Source organism: Luteibacter sahnii (assembly GCF_034063545.1).
Classification (GTDB): Bacteria; Pseudomonadota; Gammaproteobacteria; order Xanthomonadales; family Rhodanobacteraceae; genus Luteibacter; species Luteibacter sahnii.
In genome coordinates this window covers 15,014-30,945 of record NZ_JAQLOK010000002.1, presented here as the reverse complement: position 1 = coordinate 30,945, position 15,932 = coordinate 15,014, and the positions used below count along the sequence as shown (strand labels likewise).

Here is a 15,932-nt window from a genome sequence, read left to right as displayed (position 1 = left end):
ACGCAATGACCGACGACCTGCTTCCCCATGCTTTCGGCGCGCCGCCGCTGCGCGCCCGCCTGCGCGCCACGCCGGACGACTTCCGGGTGGACGAGATCCTCGGCTACGAGCCGGACGGTGCCGGTGAACATGCCTTCGTGATGGTTGAAAAGCGCGGCGCGAACACCGACTGGGTGGCGCGCGAGGTGGCGAAGTTCGCGGGCGTGCCGCCGTTGAACGTGGGCTATGCGGGGATGAAGGACCGCCACGCGGTCACGCGCCAGGTGTTTACGGTGCAGTTGCCGGGCAAGGCCGACCCGGATTGGTCGGCGTTTCCGCATGCCGAGGTGGTCATTACCCCGTTGGGTCGGCATTCGCGCAAGATCAAGCGAGGGGCCTTGCGAGGTAATCGCTTCGTGCTGGTGCTGCGCGATGTCGAAGGCGACCGTGCCGACGCGGAGGCGCGGCTGACCGCGATCGCCGCACGGGGCGTGCCCAATTATTTCGGCGAGCAGCGCTTCGGCCTTGGCGGCCGCAACGTCGAGCAGGCCCGCGCGATGTTCAAGGGACGCCGCGTCGACCGCGACAAGCGATCCATCCTGTTGTCCGCGGCGCGCTCGCATGTCTTCAATGGCGTGCTGGCCGAGCGCGTTCGCGCCGGGTCGTGGGACGCCGCGATGGACGGCGACATCTGGGGGCTCGACGGCTCCCGCTCGTGGTTCGGTCCGGAGCCGTTCGATGCGACGCTGGCCGACCGGTTGGCCCGGTTCGACATCCACCCCACGGGGCCGCTATGGGGGCAGGGCGACACGCCTGCCGGTGGCGACGCGGGCGAACTGGAGCGGACCGTGGCCGCGCGTGACGCCGATCTCGCGGAGGGCCTGGCCGGAGCGCGGATGGACCAGGAGCGTCGCGCGCTTCGCCTGCGCCCAACGGAGCTGACCTGGCGCTGGCACGACGATGGTGCGCTCGAGGTCGCGTTTGCACTCCCCGCAGGCGCCTACGCCACCACCGTCATCCGCGAACTCGTCACCGAGCCGTAGGCGGGGTGCCGGCAAGATCCACATCAGCGAGGCAGGAGCCACCCTGCGGGCGATCCGGTGGCGCCGGATTCCCGCGCCATGGCGAGAAGGCCTCCTTCGCACCGTGACGCCCTGAGGGTTCGCGGACACGGTTCGCTTCCCACCCTGGCGGGGCACGTTCGTGGCGACCGACGGGGTGGGGCCGGTCGTGACGGACCCGCCCTTTGGCCGACCCGGCAATCGTCGTTCCGTGCGGAATCGGCAATTTTCTTATTGACGCGGCGCGGCATTCGCGGTGTTCTTGCCCCGCCACGGCGGCGGCGTCGTCCGTGTCTACGGAACAAGGGGGCACCATGAAGAAGCATCTTTCTCTGGGGGCGGCGGGGGCCGCTCTCGCGCTGGCGCTGATTGCCGGTCCGGCGGACGCACGCAAGGCCGACGGTCCTCCGCCGGACACCATCTGCACCATCCTCGGCACGGCCGATCGCTACGTCGATACCACGGTGACCGTACGCGCGGTGGCGTCGTCCGCGGGCAAGGTCGCCTCGTTGAGCGACAGCGGCTGCCAGGGCAGTATCGGGTTGAACATGCAGGACGAGAGCGATAGCGACCGCAAGCGTGATGTGCTGTCGTTCCGCCGGGCGATGTCGTCCAGCGGTGCCCGAGCGCAGGCGACGGTGTTCGGCCGCTTCCACCCGACAGGCAATGCCCAGGCGCCCTACGTGATCGACGTCTATTCCGTTCGCGACGTGGCCGACGTGCAGTAGGCATCGTCGCGCGACGCGCGACGCGTGCCCGACGATCGGCGCCATCCTTGCGCATCGATGTCGGTCGGGCGCCAGCACGCGGCGCTCGGTCGTGGTCTCGTCACACACCATCACCGACGCGGGTCGCACACGCGCCGCGGGGCACGTCGCATGACGGTTCGCTGCGTATCGCGACATCGCTCCGTCAACCGCGTGTCATACACCCGATACATTGCCCGGCGCCGAAAAGACGGCACCTCAGGTGTAAGGAATCTTTAAGCGAGCGCTCCTACGCTGCGCGCATGTCGCACGCCGCCCGTTGCTTTCGATGGATCGCCGAACACCCCTGGTGCCTGCTGCTGTGCTGGCTGGTGCCGGCCTGCCTGCTGCCGCCGGTCCCGATCGACGAAACGCGGTATCTCACCATTGCCTGGGAAATGCGCCAGAGCGGCGATCTCATCGGACTGACCTTGAACGGCCAGCCCTACATGGACAAGACCCCGCTGCTCTTCTGGTTGATCAACGCGAGTTGGGCGCTGTTCGGCGTCGCCACGTGGGCCGCTCGCCTGGTCGACGTCGCATTCGCGGCCGGCACCGTCGCGTTGCTGGGTGCGCTCGCCGGGCGCGTGCAGGACGACGGCGCCCGTCGTGGTGCGGGATGGCTACTTGCGCCGGTCCTGATTTTCGGCACCTTCGGCAGCGTCATCATGTTCGATGGCGCGCTGTCCTTCTTCGTGGTGCTGGCGTTGTACGCCGTGGTCGTCTGGCTTGGCCGGCGGGATGCTGTCGGGCCGCTGCTGCTCTTCGCGGCCGCGGCACTCGGGTTGTTGAGCAAGGGGCCGGTGTTCTTCCTGCATGTGCTGTTTCCGCTCGCCTTGTTGCCTTGGTGGCATCGCAAACCGGTCGACCATCCGTGGCAGTTCGCACTGGGCGTGGTGGCGGTGATGCTTCTGGCGGCGGCGCCGCTTGCCTGGTGGGCTTACGAGAGCGCGGCGCGGTTCCATGGCGTGCCTGTGTTGGACACCCTGGCGCGGCAATCGGTCGGCCGTGTCGCGGAGAGCTATGCCCACCGCCGCCCGCTGTATTGGTATGTGCCTTTGTTGCCGCTGGTGTTGCTTCCCTGGCCGCTGTGGTTACGCTGGCGCGGCGTGCACGTTCGCGACGCGATGGCCGCGCCGCTCGGACGGATCGGCCTGGCGGCCAGCGTGCCGGCGTTCGTCGCGTTTTCGCTGGTCAGCGGCAAGCAGGTGCATTACCTGATCCCGTTGCTTCCCGGGGTGGCGCTGTTCACGACGGCGATGCTCCGTGGCCCGGTATCGCTGTTGTCACCGGGACGCGTCGCGGTGGCGATCGTCGTGATCGCCCTGGCATGGATGTGGCCGTTGGCGACGGCTGCGCCGCTGTCGGCGTCGGTCTACGCGTCCGCGGCGTGGGGCCTTGGGGCGCTGGCGGTGGGCGGGGCGGTGCTGCGCCGTTTCGGTAGACGGGACGCGCAGGGCCACCTTGTCGTGACGTCGTCGGCCTCGACGCTGTTGGCGGTCTCGCTCGTGCTGCTCGTCGGCACGCGGCTCGAGGCTGGGCTGGACCCGGCGGGACTGGCCCACCTCGTTGGCGATCTCCAGCGGCGTGGCGTGCCCGTGGCGATGACCGCCGACGAGCCGGGCATGATCGGCTACCTCGCGCGGCTGCCCCGGCCGCTGCCGGTGACAGACGATCCGGTGGCGTGGGCACGGCAGCATCCTCGCGGCATGCTGCTCCTGCACGCCACGCATGGCCCGAGACCCGCCTTCGTGTCGCCCGCCATCGATCTGGTGGATGGCTGGGAGGGACTGGCGACGTCCGCCTCGTTGACCTCGCGCCCCTGACGGTGGCTCCGTGCATTGTCGCTCCGGTGCCGAGGGGGACATACAGGGCAACGCAGGTCGCTTAGCCCCTCGGACGTCCAACGAAAAAGGCCCGGGCGACGGGCCCGGGCCTTTTCGTCGTCCCGTGGCGACGCTTACTGACCGAGGAAGGTCTCGGCCTTCACGTACGGCAGGTCGTGCGCCTGGGCCACCGGCTCGCAGGTGACCTTGCCTTCGCACACGTTGAGGCCGTTGCGAAGGTGGGCATCCTGCGCGAGCGCCTTCTTCCAGCCCTGGTTGGCCAGCGCCAGCGTGTAGGGCAGGGTGACGTTGTTGAGCGCGAAGGTCGACGTGCGGGCAACGGCGCCCGGCATGTTCGCGACGCAGTAGTGCACCACGCCGTCGACGACATAGGTGGGATCGGCGTGGGTGGTGGCGTGCGAGGTTTCCACGCAGCCGCCCTGGTCGATGGCGACGTCGACGATGACCGAGCCCGGCTTCATCGTGCGCACCATGTCGTGGGTGACGAGCTTGGGTGCGGCGGCGCCCGGCACCAGCACGGTGCCGATCAGGAGGTCGGCGCGACGCACCAGTTCTTCGATGGCGGCACGCGTGGAGAACACGGTGGAGATCGAGGTGCCGAACTGCGCGGCGAGGCGCTTGAGCGCATCGGCCGAGCGGTCGACGACGGTCACCTTGGCACCCATGCCCACGGCGATGGTCGCCGCATGGGTACCCGACACGCCACCGCCGAGGATCACCACTTCGGCGGCCGGCACGCCGGGTACGCCGCCGAGCAGCACGCCGCGACCGCCCTGGGCCTTCTCCAGCGAGTGGGCTCCCACCTGCGGGGCAAGACGGCCGGCGACCTCGGACATCGGGGTCAGCAGCGGCAGCGAACCGTTGCCGGAGGTGACGGTTTCGTACGCGATGCAGACGGCGCCCGAGTCGATCAGGTCGCGGGTCTGCTCCAGGTCCGGGGCGAGGTGGAGGTAGGTGAACAGGATCTGGCCCTTGCGGAGCTTCTTGCGCTCGACGGCGAGGGGCTCTTTCACCTTCACGATCATGTCGGCGTCCGCAAACACCTGGTCGGCCGAGTCGACGATGGTGGCGCCCGCGGCGACGTAGTCGGCGTCAGCGATGCCCGCGCCCACGCCGGCACCGGCCTGCACCATCACCTGGTGCCCGTGGTGAACCAGCTCCTGCACGGAGGACGGGATGAGGCCCACGCGGTATTCGTGGTTCTTGATTTCCTTGGGTACACCGATGCGCATCGACGAATTCTCTTCGGTAGGGCGGGGGGATGGGCGAGCGGCCCGGGCGGGCGCTGCCAACGGCGCATTATGAGCGAACTTCCCTGCAATAGGTCGCCGATTTATCATCGATGGCGCAGCCTTGTTCGAATATCTGGCGGTTACCCCTATCACTGGTGAAATTTCATGCCAAGCCACGATCCAAATCTCGACGACCGTGATCGCGCCATCGTGCGCCTGCTCCAGGAGGACGGTCGCCTCACCAATCTCGAACTGGCGGCGCAGATCAATCTCTCGCCGTCGGCCTGCCTGCGCCGGGTGAAGCTGCTCGAAGACCGCGGCCTGATCGCCCGGTACGTGATGCTGCTGGACGAGAAGACGGCGGGACTGCCTGGCACGGCCTTCGTGCTGGTCACCCTCGACCAGCAGGGGCGGGCGGCGCTGGACGCGTTCGAGACGGCGATCCACGACCACCCGGAGGTCACCGAGTGCTGTCTGCTCGCGGGCGCGGCTGATTACATGGTGCGTGTGGTCTACGCGGACGCGGCGGACTTCGAGCGCATCCACACCGAAATCCTGACCCAACTGCCGGGAGTGGTGCGCGTGCAGTCGACCCTGGCGCTGCGCACGGTGAAGAAAACCACCGCGCTGCCGGTTTAGCCGTTGGGATTGGTGAAGGCCCATTCATGGCCCGATTCTCCGGCCGTGAGCGCCGTGGGGCGACGATGGCCACAGGAGGGCCCCCATGACCACGTCTGACCTGCGCAACCCGCTCAAGCGGGCACGGAACATCGGCTCCGCGAAATCCGGGGCGGCCGCCTGGATGGCGATGCAATTCACATCGATCGTCCTGGCTGCGCTGAGCGTGTGGTTCGTGGTGCTCGTGCTGTCGTTGATGCACGGCGACTACGCGAGCATCCGCCACAGCCTTGGCCATCCGGCGAACGCGACCCTGATGGCCGTGTTCGTGGTGCTGGTCGCCTGGCACACCGAACTGGGCCTTCGCAACATCTACGAGGATTACATCCAGACGCACTGGCTGCTCTTCTGGAGCGTGATCGTCACGCGCTTCGCCCTGTTGGTCATCACTGCGATGGCGCTGCTGTCGGTCATCCGGCTGGCCCTGGCCCGCTGACACGAGGAGACATCCATGAGCGACAACGGCTACCGGTGCGGTCATGCCGCACGCGAATGCACGGTGCCCGACGGTGGCCGCTTATGCAGCCGATGATGCGAGGAAAACGCTTCGACCACGGATCACTCCCGTTGCGAGTGCGGACACGAGGCCTGCGAACACCGGATGCATGCCGAACGGCGTCATTGATCGTCGACGCCGTTGCGTCGGCGATGCACCAGATGCACGAACCTAACGGGTGCCCGGCGTCGATTCCTTGTCACCCCGGTCGCGTCGATGCGTATCGACGTCCTCGTACATCTTCTGGTTGAGCTTGCTCTGCGCATGCTCCGACATGAAGCGGCGCGAAAACACGAGCGCCTTGTTCACGGCACCTGGCACCACGATGCGCTCGCCTTTCATGAGCGCACGATAGCCCTCGTCGGCGACCTCTTCCGGATCCATGAGGTGACCTTTCTGAAAAGCGACGCTCTCCCCGATGTCGCCCTTGGGGAAGAAATCCGTATCCGTCGGGCCGGGACACAGCGCTGTGACGGTCACTCCGGAGCCTTCCAGTTCGGTTGCGATCGCTTCGCTCCATGACAGCACGAAGGCCTTGCTCGCGTGGTAGACGGACATCGTGGGGCCGGGTTCGAAACCGGCGATGGAGGCGGTGTTGAGTAGCCTTCCGCTGCCTCGGGCGACCATCGCCGGCAGGATGAGCGAGGTCATCCGGAGCACGGCCTCGACGTTCAGGCGCAGCATCGACAGGTGGGTCGCGAGCGGCACGTCCGCGTAGTTGCCACGAAAACCATGGCCCGCGTTATTCACCAGGATGTCGACGGTACGACCCGACAGCGCGTGCGAGATCGCCTCGAAACTGTCACGGTCCTCCAGGTCGGCGGCGATCGGCGTGACCTCAACCGCGTGACGTTGCTGGATAGTCCATGCGACCTCGTCCAGCTCGGTTTCCTCGGGCGCGACCAGGAACAGCGGATGCCCTTCCGCCGCGAAGCGGTGGGCGAGGTGCAGGCCGATGCCGCTGCTGGCACCGGTGACGAGAACGGTTTCGACGGTCATGCGCAGCTCCTTTGATCAGGCCTGGGGCGAGGGTAGGTGCACTGCCGTGACTTCGCGGCATGGGGCACGTGAACGTCAGGGGCGACCCGCACGCCTTGCGGAGTCACCTTGCCGCGTCATGGTCGTTCAGCAATCTCGCGGCACCTCGCGCAGGACGTCACCCCTCGCGCGCGCCCGCGTGCCCACCATGGCATCGAGTCAATCCACGAGGATGTTCCGATGACGAAAGAGACCGAAAACCTGCTCGACTGGCTGCGCAACGCCCATGCCATGGAACAGCAGGCGGAGCAGATGCTGCGTGCGCAGGCCAAGCGCATCGAGCACTACCCCGACGTGAAGGCGCGGATCGAGTCCCACCTGCAGGAGACCCTGGGTCAGCAGGATCGGGTGAAAGGATGCATTGAACGCCTCGGCGGCACGACGTCCGCCATGAAGGACATGATGGGGCAGGTCATGGCCTTCGGTCAGGCCGCCGGTGGCGCCATGAACTCGGATGAGATCGTCAAGGGGGCCATCGCCAGCTACGTGTTCGAAAACCTGGAGATCGCCACCTACACGACATTGATTGCCGCCGCCGAAGCCTGCGGTGATCTCGAAACCAAGCGTGTCTGCGAACAGATCCTGCCGCAGGAAGAGGCGATGGCGGAGTGGGTGCTCACCAGCCTGCCTTCACTCGTTAAGTCGTTTCTCGCTCGTGATGCGACCGACGGCGTCGAAGCCAAGCGTTGAGCAGGTCACGTCGGCACCGGAACGCGTCGGTGCCGGAGCGTCCCTGCTTATCGGTAGACACCCAGTTGCTTGAGTAACGTCAGGTTATCTTCCAGGTGCCAGTTGTCGGTAATGCGCCCGTTGGTCACCTTGACGATATCGGTCGCGAAGAAGTGGATGGTTTCCCCGTGTCCCTGGCGTTCCTGGAACGTGCCGGTGAAGTGCCCTGCCATGTCCAGGTGGCTGACCACGCGGTCGCCGACCACCAGTTGCTGGGTTACGGTTACCTTGAGGTCGGGGACCGCCGCGAGGAAAGCCTTTGACGCGGCGGCGGGACCGCTGGGGCCCTGGGGACGTCCGGGTGGCAGGGTATGGTCAACGAAGCCGGGGGAGATCGCGCGGTCAAGCAATGCCTGGCTGCCGTTGTTCCAGAAGCCGTAGAACGCCGTCGCGGGTTCGACCCGTGCCCGCACGGCCGACGTACTCAGGCTGTGGTCGACGATCCGTTCCCTGGGTGCGGCCAAGGCCAGTGCCATGTCGTCGTCGACATGTGCGGCCGAGGCCGTACCGGCCACGGACAGGCAGAGCAGGGTGGTGAGAGCGTGTTTTTTCATGGCGCCAATCTACATCGCTGTCTGGACCCGAACATCCACCCGCCAGGATAGGTTCTATTCCTGGTGCGTTGATAATCGTCTCGATGATCCCCCGCCCCGAAGGTCGGGCAGTGGGCATCCGTAAAACGGCATGCCCTGACGACGTGTCCACGACGCGTGGTTCGATGTCATGCGTCTGTTCGTTCGCACAGGAGGACACCATGTCGACATCCCATTCCACCGTTTCCGCCGTGGGCCGAACCGTGCTCTACCGCATCGGCGTGGTCGCGCTCGTCGTCATCGTCGCGCTGGATGTCATCGCGCTCGTGGCGTATCTCATGACGTGATCGTTCTCGGTCGGACACGCGCGGTTGCCGAAACCATGACGCCATCCGCGAAAGGATGGTCCACGCCCCCTCGTCATGGAGTTCGCGATGCTAGCGACCACCTATCGCCGTCCTTACAAGGTCAGCGCCCGTCACGTTCCCGATCCCGTGATCGAGCATCCCTTCGATGCCATCGTGAAGGTCTTGCGCTCGTGCATCTGCGGGTCGGATCTTCATCTCTACCACGGCCTCGTACCGGATACGCGCGTCGGATCCATCTTCGGGCACGAGTTCGTCGGCGAAATCGTCGACGTGGGCGTTGGCGTGCAGCGGCTCAAGGTCGGCGACCGTGTGCTGGTGCCGTTCAATATCTTCTGTGGCACCTGCTACTTCTGCCAGCGCGAGCTTTACAGCAACTGCCATAACGTGAATCCGGAGGCGACCGCTGTCGGCGGCATCTACGGCTACTCGCACACCACCGGCGGCTACGATGGCGGCCAGGCCGAATACGTGCGCGTGCCCTTCGCCGATATCGGACCCACCGTTATACCCTCCCAGATGCATATCGAAGACGCGGTGCTGCTGACCGATGTCGTGCCCACGGGTTATCAGGCGGCGGAAATGGGCGACATCCGCGAGAACGACACGGTCGTGGTTTTCGGTGCCGGGCCGGTCGGTATCATGGCCGCGCGATGCGCGTGGCTGATGGGCGCGGGGCGGGTGATCGTCGTCGATGAAGTCGATTATCGGCTCGATTTCGTGCGCCGCTACGCCCAGTGCGAGGTGATCGATTTCCGCTCCGTCGGTGACATGGCCATCCACATCAAGAAGATGACCGAAGGCCGCGGGGCGGACGTCTGCATCGACGCGGTGGGCTGCGAGGCATCCGGCAGTGCCATGCAACGCCTGACCGGCATCACGATGAAGCTTCAGGCCGGTGCGGCCACGGTGCTGCACTGGGCCATCAATTCGGTGCGTAAAGGCGGCAACGTGTCGATCGTGGGCGTGTATGGCCCCACGTTCAACGCCGTGCCCATCGGCAATGCGCTCAACAAGGGCCTGACGTTACGCATGAACCAGGCCAGCGTGAAGCGCCACCTGCCGAGGCTGATCGAACACATCCAGGCCGGACGCCTCAATCCGCGCGAGATCATTACCCACCGCGTGCCGCTGGAAGAGGTCAGCGACGCCTACGAGATGTTCTCGGGCAAGAAGGACGAGTGCATCAAGACCGTGCTGATTCCGCCCGGCGCCGACCGCGTCACTGCCTGAGGATACGCCATGAACCGACCCGACATCCCCGGCTGGGGCGCCGACCTGGACCGCGCGAACCGCCCCGCCGTACCCATGGAACGCACGCCCCCCCGCCTGGAAGGCGTGCACTGGGACGACCCGCCGCCTCAGCCGATGCGTGTGGAAATTCTAAAGTCCACCGAGCACCTGCGCATGCCCCCGGTCTTCGGCACGAGCGTACCCCCGCGCGGCGTCAGCGGCTGGATACGCCGGCGTGCCTTCCGTCACAGCGAAAACGACCTGCGTCACTGGTTGATGCTGCTCTTCGCCGATCGTGTCGACGCCGTCGAGGGGGTTGTCTCCGATGCGCGGAGATCGCCCCGCGTTCGTTCGGTGGCCGCCATCGCCGGCGCGACGCTCCTCGGTGCGTGGCTGGTTCGCCGATGGCCGTAAAGGCATGCGCGTCCATGACCTGGGTTGCCTGTCGACCCGTCCGCTTAGTGGTCGTGGATCCGGGGTTGCCTGCGGACGCCGTCGCCGGGCATCGACGGACGTCCCGTTGGGATTCGTGTTCGCGTTTTCACGGCCCGCGTGTCGCCGGGCCACATCCCCGCGCCTAGTCTCGTCGCCTTACCCACGCGAACGGAGACTTTCCATGGCGATCACGTCGATCGACGATCTTTTCATTCACGAACTGTCCGATATCTACAGCGCTGAGAAGCAGCTCACCCGTGTGTTGCCCAAGCTCGCCCGCGCCGCGCAGCTGCCTGAACTCAAAAAGGCGTTCGAGGCACACCTGGAAGAAACGCAGGGACAGGTCGAGCGCATCGACCAGATCGTCGAGGCACTCGACATCCGGCTCAAGCGCGTGAAGTGCGTGGCGATGGAGGGCTTGGTCGAGGAGGGCAAGGACGTGATCGATTCCATCGAAGCGGGCCCGCTGCGAGATGCCGCCCTGATCGGCGGTGCGCAGAAGGTCGAGCATTACGAAATTGCCGCCTACGGCACCTTGTCGGCCATCGCCAAGCAGTTGGGCTACAGGGATGCCCTGCCTCTGCTGCAAGCGACGCTGAAGGAAGAGAAAGCGACCGATGAGAAGCTGAGCCTGCTTGCCGAGCAGGCGGGCAACCAGCGTGCCGCGGAGGCGTCGGCGGGCTGACCAACGGCGTTCGCCGGAGGCGCCGCGCCACGCGGTGCCTCCGGGTGCACGGGAGCGGCATCTATCCAGGCGCGTCACGCTGCATGGGCAGACGTCTTTCACGAGAGGGTACCGACCTCGCCACGGACCCACTATCCAACCACGAGAGACGACGATGGGACGCACGGCACGCATCGTATTCACCCGGCCGGACGATATCGCCCGCATCGAGCGATGGGTCAACGAACTGGCCATCAACGCGCACGTTCGCATCCACCTGGTCGACGGCCACGTCGTGGAGGGCATCGTGATGGTCACCCCGACGGTGCAGGTGTTCCATGGTCAGGACGGCGACCAGGGCATCAATGGCACGGTCAAGCTGGAGGCGCCTGTCCAACCGGGGTGGAGCGGCATCGTGTGGCTGGGCGACATCGCGCGCGTGGAACACCTGGATTCGGTGACGATGGGTGCGACGAAGGCCTGAAGGTATCGCGGCCGGCGCCTCGGCGCGAGGGTGTCATGACCGCCACGCGGCCTGGCGTGACCTGCCGGGGTTCACGCCGTTCGCATCGGCGGGTCGCGACCTTCGCGGGCGCCCGGGATAGCTTGGTGAAGCCATTCATCGTCCGCGGCGACAGCGTGGTCACGCGATGCGCGACACGCTGATCGCCTCATACCCTGGAGATATGACCATGCGCCCACGTCTTTCGTCCTGCCTGATCGTCGCCTCGCTCTCCCTGGGCACCGCGACCGCCATCGTTGCGCAGGACACCCCGAACGCCCAATCGTCCACGTCCATTGGCGCCGCTACGCATCCGCCGGGCTCCGACAAGCCCGATGCGACGTTCGTCAAGATGGCGAGTGCGTCCGGGCTGGCCGAAGTCGCGCTCGGCAAGATGGGTGCCGCGCAAGGGGGCTCGTCGGCGGTGAAGGATTTTGGCCAGCGGATGGTGGCGGACCATACCGCGGCCAACCAGCAGCTCATCGCCATCGCATCCCGGAAGGGCGTGCCCGTGTCGCAGCAGCCGCTGCCCGCGGACACCAGCGCGGCGGCGAAGATGCAGCAGAAATCCGGCGCCGACTTCGACAAGGATTTCAAGAAGCGCATGGTGATGGACCATGAAAAGGCGGTGGCCCTGTTCGAAAAAGAAGCCAGCAGCGGTGACGACACCGAACTGAAGGCCTTTGCGACCCAGACGCTGCCCACCCTCCGGCATCACCTGGAGATGGCAAAGCAGCTTCCCGACGGCAAGGGCTACCGGTAGTAAACGTGCGGACACCGGTACCGTGGGTGTCCGCTCCGTTCGCTCAGGTCAGCAAGTGATTGGGCTGCCCGGCGGCGAGGTACGCGAGCAGGTCGTTCAGCGGCATCGCCGCTTTGACGAAATAGCCCTGGATACGGTCGCAACCGTTGTCCCTCAACCAGCTGCGTTGGCGCTCGCGCTCGACGCCCTCTGCTACGACGGCCATGTCCAGTGTGCGTGCCAGCGTGATGATCGAACGGCAGATCGACGCCGCCCGCTCGTCGACGCCCAGGCCGACGATGAATGATCGATCTATCTTGAGCGCGTCGATCGGCAGGTCACGCAGGTAAGACAGGCTCGAAAATCCCGTGCCAAAATCATCGAGGGATACGCGGGTGCCTTGTTCGTTGAGGCGCGTGAGTGCGGCCAGCGCGTAGCCGGGCTCCATAAGGCTGCTTTCGGTCAGCTCGACCTGTAACGCGTGCGACGGCAATCCATGGGCCAAGGAGGCTGACCGCACCTCGGCAGCCACGTCGGTGCGGCGGAACTGCACCGCCGACACATTGACCGCGATCGATAGGTGCCCGTGGCCCGCCGCGGTCAGCGCCGCATGCGCACGCGCGGCCGTGCCGAAGGCCCAGTGGCCCAACGGAACGATCAGTCCCGTTTCTTCGCACAGGGGGATGAACGCGTCGGGGGCGATCGATCCGCCGTCGGCCTGCGGCCAGCGAACGAGGGCTTCCAGCGAGCGGATCTGGCCGTCGCGGGCGTCCACGATCGGCTGGTAATGCACCGTCAATTCGCCCCGCTCGATCGCCTGTCGCATCCGCGAGGCCATCGTCAGTCGTTCCATCGAGCGCTGGGCCATCAGGCGGTCGTAGACCTGCACCTTGCCCGGGTCATCGTCGACGTGCTTGAAATGCGCCGCGAGGGCGGCATTGGCAATGACCTGGCCGGCATCGGCGCCGTCGGCGGGGTGGCGTGCCAGGCCGATCTGGGGGTCCAGCGTATGCAGGGCGTCGTTGACCGCGACAGGTTCGGTGACGGCATCGAGCAGCGCACTCATCGTCGCGTCGTGGCTGGCGGGGTCGGTGATGGCGACGAGAAAACGTTCGCCGGGGCGGTGCGCGACCATGCCGCGCACGCCGGCGAGGCGGCCGAACCGCGACGCCACGGCACGCAGTACGCCGCGGCCGGCATCGAGGCCGAAGGTGTCGGTCACGTGGTCGATGCCGCGCAAGTGCACGTAGACCACCTCGTACCAGGCGTCGCGACCCATTCCCTGATCGAGGTAGTCCACCAGCGCTTCGGTATTGGGCAGGCCGGTGATGACATCGTGCGTGGCGCGATAGGTGAGGGCGCGTTCCGTGCGCAGGCTGTCCGTGATGTCCTCGGCCAACACCAGCCGCGCGGCATGCCCTGCGAAGTCGAGGCTGACCGCGTGCAGGCGCACGTCGAGCGTGCTGCCGTCCTTGCGCCGGTGGATCCATACCCGGTCGGGCTGCCCTTCGTCGCCGGCGCGTACGGAAGCCACCACGCGGATCAGTTCGTCGGCATCATGGGCGTCTCGGATGTCGGTGATCCGCATGGCGAGGAATTCGTCGCGCGCGTAGCCATACGAACGGACCGCGGCCTCGTTGACCTCGAGAAACACCAGCGTGGTGGTGTCGTATACCCAGAACGGAATGGGGCTCTTGTCGAAGATGAGACGGAAGCGCTGTTCCGCGTCGGCCAGCCGCGTGGTGGCGGAGGTGAGATCGCTCACATAAGCCTGTTGCGCCCGGTCACTGACCCGCAGGCGGCGGAACATGTAGCCGAAGCCCAGGCAATAAAGCAGGTAGAGCAGGGCGCTGAGGACGGTGAAGCGATACCACGGGCCCAGCACGCTGGCGGTGGTGACGCCGACGCCGACCCACAGCGGATAGTGCTCGGGTTGGCCGACGGCGATCATCCGCTCGACCCCGCCGATACGGCCGGATACGCGCTCGCCGGGTGCGCCGGCGTGCCGCAGGAGAAGCTCGGCAGGCTGGCCGATCGCGTCGGGTACGTCGCCAGTGCGCGCCAGCACGATGCCGTAGCGATCGGTGATGGCGGCGATGGCGTCGGCGCCGGCCGGCAGGTGTTCGACGACGTCCTGTAGATCCTCCTGCCGGAGCCGGGCGAACACGCGGTTGCCGCCGGGGGCCGCGACGGCCAGAGGGAGCATCCACCGGCCGTGGCGGCGTTCGAGCTTGCCCAGGCGAAGGTGCCCCGGGTTGGTGGCATCGAACCACCGGGGCAGGCTGGGGTCCCCTTCGCCGGGCGTAAGCGGCGCGCCGGACGCATCCACCAGCAGCAGGTCGGCCAGTTCGCTTCGACGTTCGGCCACCCCCGCGATGTGCCGAACGAGTTCCGCGGCGACGTCGCTCGGCACGGTGCCATCCGGCGACGCGCTGTCCGCCGCGATGCCGTTCATGGCCCGCTCCAGGTTCAGCAACTGGGCGCCGAGGATGCGTTGCCCCTCGTCGGCGAACGCCTGGTTCTGCGCCTGCGCGCCTTCCACACGACGCTGGTGGTCGGTCTCGACGATGAAGAGCAGGGACATGCCGAAGACGAATGCGAGGAAGCCTCCGACCAGACGGATGTGCCGCGTCGAATGCTCGGGTGACCCCTGGCCCATGAAACCCCTGTCGTGGACGGCGCTGTCCACGAAGCTAGCAACCTGCGTGCCGGGCGGCAAGAACGTGCGCGTGAAAGCGCGGTGGGCGACCGCGTGAAGGCGATCGCGGCGGCGCTTGGCGGCATGTGCACCCACCGCGCGCATCGTCAGGCGGCCTCCATCCGTACACGACGATGCCCTTTAGCCCCGCTTTGCCACCGAAGAACGAACGCCGGCCGGTCCACGCAAGGACGATAGGCCCACGCATGCCCCGGACGACTACCGCAGGCGACCGCCGATGCCGCAGGACGCGCCGGAGCCGCCGGGGCGGGACGACGAGCGGCGGCGCTGACCCGTCTCGCGTGGGCGTTGGCCTCAGGTCGCCGGCGTGGCGCCCGTCCTGCGGATGCCCCGTGCCAGCGCCAGCACGACCAGGGGCATCAGCATCAGCGGCAGGTTGCTCGGTCCGGGAATCCAGATCGCCAGCACGAAGGACAGCAGCGACATCATCGGCAGCGCGAGGCTGCGCCGGCGGATGGTCGCGACCTCCGCGCCGGTGACGTCGCCACGTAGATAGGGCGCGCGAAGCGCGCCGCGGAACAGGCGGTACTGGAGCAGGCCCCCGACGAGCAGGTTGAGGGCGTAGAACATCTCCGGGATGCGTTCGGCGGGATGGGTGCTCATCAGCGCCGACGAGAACGGCATGAAAGCGACCGCCATGAGCAGGGCGAGGTTGCGCCAGATGAGGGCCGGGTCGTAACGGTGCAGCAGCCCGAATACCCGGTGGTGCGCCGCCCACATGGCGCCCACCACGACGAAGCTGAGCACGAAGCCGAAGAAATGCGGCAGCAGCTCGGCCAGTGCATGCAGCCATGCCGCGTCGTCGTGCCCGTCCGGATGCGGCACGTGTATTTCGATCACCAGCAAGGTGATGGCGATGGCGAACACGGCGTCCGAAAAAAACGTCAGCCGCTCCAGTTGCGGCTCTTGCCCCTGCGACATGCCTGATTTTTC

The 15,932-nt window shown here is 66.8% G+C and carries 17 protein-coding genes; 12 read left to right on the top strand and 5 right to left on the bottom strand.

The features are described 5' to 3' along the window. Window positions 1-5 precede the first annotated feature (5 nt). From truD to PI246_RS05345, 3 genes are all read left to right on the top strand, one after another. Complete coding sequence (gene truD / locus PI246_RS05355; protein ID WP_320550282.1) at window positions 6-1,022, top strand: tRNA pseudouridine(13) synthase TruD; 1,017 nt, start codon at window positions 6-8, stop codon at window positions 1,020-1,022. A gap of 332 nt (window positions 1,023-1,354) precedes the next feature. Next, on the top strand, window positions 1,355-1,768 hold the full coding sequence (locus PI246_RS05350; RefSeq protein WP_320550281.1) for a hypothetical protein: 414 nt from the start codon (window positions 1,355-1,357) through the stop codon (window positions 1,766-1,768). Between the two features lie 281 nt (window positions 1,769-2,049). Beyond that, complete coding sequence (locus tag PI246_RS05345; protein ID WP_320550280.1) at window positions 2,050-3,612, top strand: ArnT family glycosyltransferase; 1,563 nt, start codon at window positions 2,050-2,052, stop codon at window positions 3,610-3,612. 134 nt (window positions 3,613-3,746) lie between these two features. On the opposite strand, the gene ald is transcribed toward PI246_RS05345, so the two are convergent. Then, entirely contained in the window at window positions 3,747-4,865 is a 1,119-nt protein-coding gene (gene ald / locus PI246_RS05340) for an alanine dehydrogenase (protein WP_320550279.1), read from the bottom strand. Window positions 4,866-5,030: 165 nt separating this feature from the next. Between ald and PI246_RS05335 the strand changes: the two genes are divergently transcribed. Together PI246_RS05335 and sdhD are read left to right on the top strand one after the other, a co-directional pair. Next, the gene (locus PI246_RS05335; protein ID WP_320550278.1) at window positions 5,031-5,504 is read left to right on the top strand and encodes an Lrp/AsnC family transcriptional regulator; all 474 of its coding nucleotides are present in this window, start codon (window positions 5,031-5,033) and stop codon (window positions 5,502-5,504) included. 85 nt (window positions 5,505-5,589) lie between these two features. Next, complete coding sequence (sdhD, locus tag PI246_RS05330; RefSeq protein ID WP_320550277.1) at window positions 5,590-5,979, top strand: succinate dehydrogenase, hydrophobic membrane anchor protein; 390 nt, start codon at window positions 5,590-5,592, stop codon at window positions 5,977-5,979. Between the two features lie 231 nt (window positions 5,980-6,210). Here the strand turns inward: sdhD and PI246_RS05325 are convergent, their stop codons facing one another. Further along, entirely contained in the window at window positions 6,211-7,038 is an 828-nt protein-coding gene (locus PI246_RS05325; protein WP_320550276.1) for an SDR family NAD(P)-dependent oxidoreductase, read from the bottom strand. 219 nt (window positions 7,039-7,257) lie between these two features. On the opposite strand from PI246_RS05325, the gene PI246_RS05320 reads away from it, so the two are divergent. Beyond that, window positions 7,258-7,767: a ferritin-like domain-containing protein gene (locus PI246_RS05320; protein ID WP_320551193.1), complete on the top strand. Its 510-nt coding sequence runs from the start codon at window positions 7,258-7,260 to the stop codon at window positions 7,765-7,767. 47 nt (window positions 7,768-7,814) lie between these two features. Here PI246_RS05320 and PI246_RS05315 read toward each other — a convergent pair whose 3' ends face one another. Next, window positions 7,815-8,360 carry an ester cyclase gene (locus PI246_RS05315; protein ID WP_320550275.1) on the bottom strand — a complete coding sequence of 182 codons (546 nt, stop codon included), beginning with the start codon at window positions 8,358-8,360 and terminating at the stop codon, window positions 7,815-7,817. Window positions 8,361-8,560: 200 nt separating this feature from the next. Between PI246_RS05315 and PI246_RS05310 the strand changes: the two genes are divergently transcribed. The 6 genes from PI246_RS05310 to PI246_RS05285 all read left to right on the top strand — a co-directional run bounded on the left by PI246_RS05310 (window position 8,561) and on the right by PI246_RS05285 (window position 12,301). Further along, on the top strand, window positions 8,561-8,686 hold the full coding sequence (locus tag PI246_RS05310) for a hypothetical protein (protein ID WP_320550274.1): 126 nt from the start codon (window positions 8,561-8,563) through the stop codon (window positions 8,684-8,686). Window positions 8,687-8,773: 87 nt separating this feature from the next. Beyond that, the gene (locus PI246_RS05305; protein WP_320550273.1) at window positions 8,774-9,937 is read left to right on the top strand and encodes a zinc-dependent alcohol dehydrogenase; all 1,164 of its coding nucleotides are present in this window, start codon (window positions 8,774-8,776) and stop codon (window positions 9,935-9,937) included. A gap of 9 nt (window positions 9,938-9,946) precedes the next feature. Beyond that, window positions 9,947-10,351, top strand: a complete 405-nt coding sequence (locus PI246_RS05300; RefSeq protein ID WP_320550272.1) for a hypothetical protein — start codon at window positions 9,947-9,949, stop codon at window positions 10,349-10,351. Between the two features lie 202 nt (window positions 10,352-10,553). Beyond that, window positions 10,554-11,057 carry a YciE/YciF ferroxidase family protein gene (locus PI246_RS05295; protein WP_320550271.1) on the top strand — a complete coding sequence of 168 codons (504 nt, stop codon included), beginning with the start codon at window positions 10,554-10,556 and terminating at the stop codon, window positions 11,055-11,057. 154 nt (window positions 11,058-11,211) lie between these two features. Beyond that, complete coding sequence (locus tag PI246_RS05290; protein ID WP_320550270.1) at window positions 11,212-11,520, top strand: DUF3247 family protein; 309 nt, start codon at window positions 11,212-11,214, stop codon at window positions 11,518-11,520. A gap of 208 nt (window positions 11,521-11,728) precedes the next feature. Further along, window positions 11,729-12,301 (top strand): DUF4142 domain-containing protein, encoded by a 573-nt coding sequence (locus PI246_RS05285; RefSeq protein ID WP_320550269.1) that lies wholly within the window; start codon window positions 11,729-11,731, stop codon window positions 12,299-12,301. Window positions 12,302-12,344: 43 nt separating this feature from the next. Here PI246_RS05285 and PI246_RS05280 read toward each other — a convergent pair whose 3' ends face one another. Both PI246_RS05280 and PI246_RS05275 read right to left on the bottom strand, forming a co-directional pair. Then, a complete protein-coding gene (locus PI246_RS05280; protein ID WP_320550268.1) occupies window positions 12,345-14,969 on the bottom strand; it encodes a putative bifunctional diguanylate cyclase/phosphodiesterase in 2,625 nt (874 codons plus the stop codon). A gap of 324 nt (window positions 14,970-15,293) precedes the next feature. After that, window positions 15,294-15,920 carry a TMEM175 family protein gene (locus PI246_RS05275; protein WP_320550267.1) on the bottom strand — a complete coding sequence of 209 codons (627 nt, stop codon included), beginning with the start codon at window positions 15,918-15,920 and terminating at the stop codon, window positions 15,294-15,296. Window positions 15,921-15,932: the final 12 nt, after the last annotated feature.

What these genes read in the sequence shown, in the direction of transcription:
- truD (WP_320550282.1), top strand. Translation starts at nt 6, where the DNA reads ATGACCGACGACCTGCTTCCCCATGCTTTCGGCGCGCCGCCGCTGCGC.
- PI246_RS05350 (WP_320550281.1), top strand. Translation starts at nt 1,355, where the DNA reads ATGAAGAAGCATCTTTCTCTGGGGGCGGCGGGGGCCGCTCTCGCGCTG.
- PI246_RS05345 (WP_320550280.1), top strand. Translation starts at nt 2,050, where the DNA reads ATGTCGCACGCCGCCCGTTGCTTTCGATGGATCGCCGAACACCCCTGG.
- ald (WP_320550279.1), bottom strand. Translation starts at nt 4,865, where the DNA reads ATGCGCATCGGTGTACCCAAGGAAATCAAGAACCACGAATACCGCGTG.
- PI246_RS05335 (WP_320550278.1), top strand. Translation starts at nt 5,031, where the DNA reads ATGCCAAGCCACGATCCAAATCTCGACGACCGTGATCGCGCCATCGTG.
- sdhD (WP_320550277.1), top strand. Translation starts at nt 5,590, where the DNA reads ATGACCACGTCTGACCTGCGCAACCCGCTCAAGCGGGCACGGAACATC.
- PI246_RS05325 (WP_320550276.1), bottom strand. Translation starts at nt 7,038, where the DNA reads ATGACCGTCGAAACCGTTCTCGTCACCGGTGCCAGCAGCGGCATCGGC.
- PI246_RS05320 (WP_320551193.1), top strand. Translation starts at nt 7,258, where the DNA reads ATGACGAAAGAGACCGAAAACCTGCTCGACTGGCTGCGCAACGCCCAT.
- PI246_RS05315 (WP_320550275.1), bottom strand. Translation starts at nt 8,360, where the DNA reads ATGAAAAAACACGCTCTCACCACCCTGCTCTGCCTGTCCGTGGCCGGT.
- PI246_RS05310 (WP_320550274.1), top strand. Translation starts at nt 8,561, where the DNA reads ATGTCGACATCCCATTCCACCGTTTCCGCCGTGGGCCGAACCGTGCTC.
- PI246_RS05305 (WP_320550273.1), top strand. Translation starts at nt 8,774, where the DNA reads ATGCTAGCGACCACCTATCGCCGTCCTTACAAGGTCAGCGCCCGTCAC.
- PI246_RS05300 (WP_320550272.1), top strand. Translation starts at nt 9,947, where the DNA reads ATGAACCGACCCGACATCCCCGGCTGGGGCGCCGACCTGGACCGCGCG.
- PI246_RS05295 (WP_320550271.1), top strand. Translation starts at nt 10,554, where the DNA reads ATGGCGATCACGTCGATCGACGATCTTTTCATTCACGAACTGTCCGAT.
- PI246_RS05290 (WP_320550270.1), top strand. Translation starts at nt 11,212, where the DNA reads ATGGGACGCACGGCACGCATCGTATTCACCCGGCCGGACGATATCGCC.
- PI246_RS05285 (WP_320550269.1), top strand. Translation starts at nt 11,729, where the DNA reads ATGCGCCCACGTCTTTCGTCCTGCCTGATCGTCGCCTCGCTCTCCCTG.
- PI246_RS05275 (WP_320550267.1), bottom strand. Translation starts at nt 15,920, where the DNA reads ATGTCGCAGGGGCAAGAGCCGCAACTGGAGCGGCTGACGTTTTTTTCG.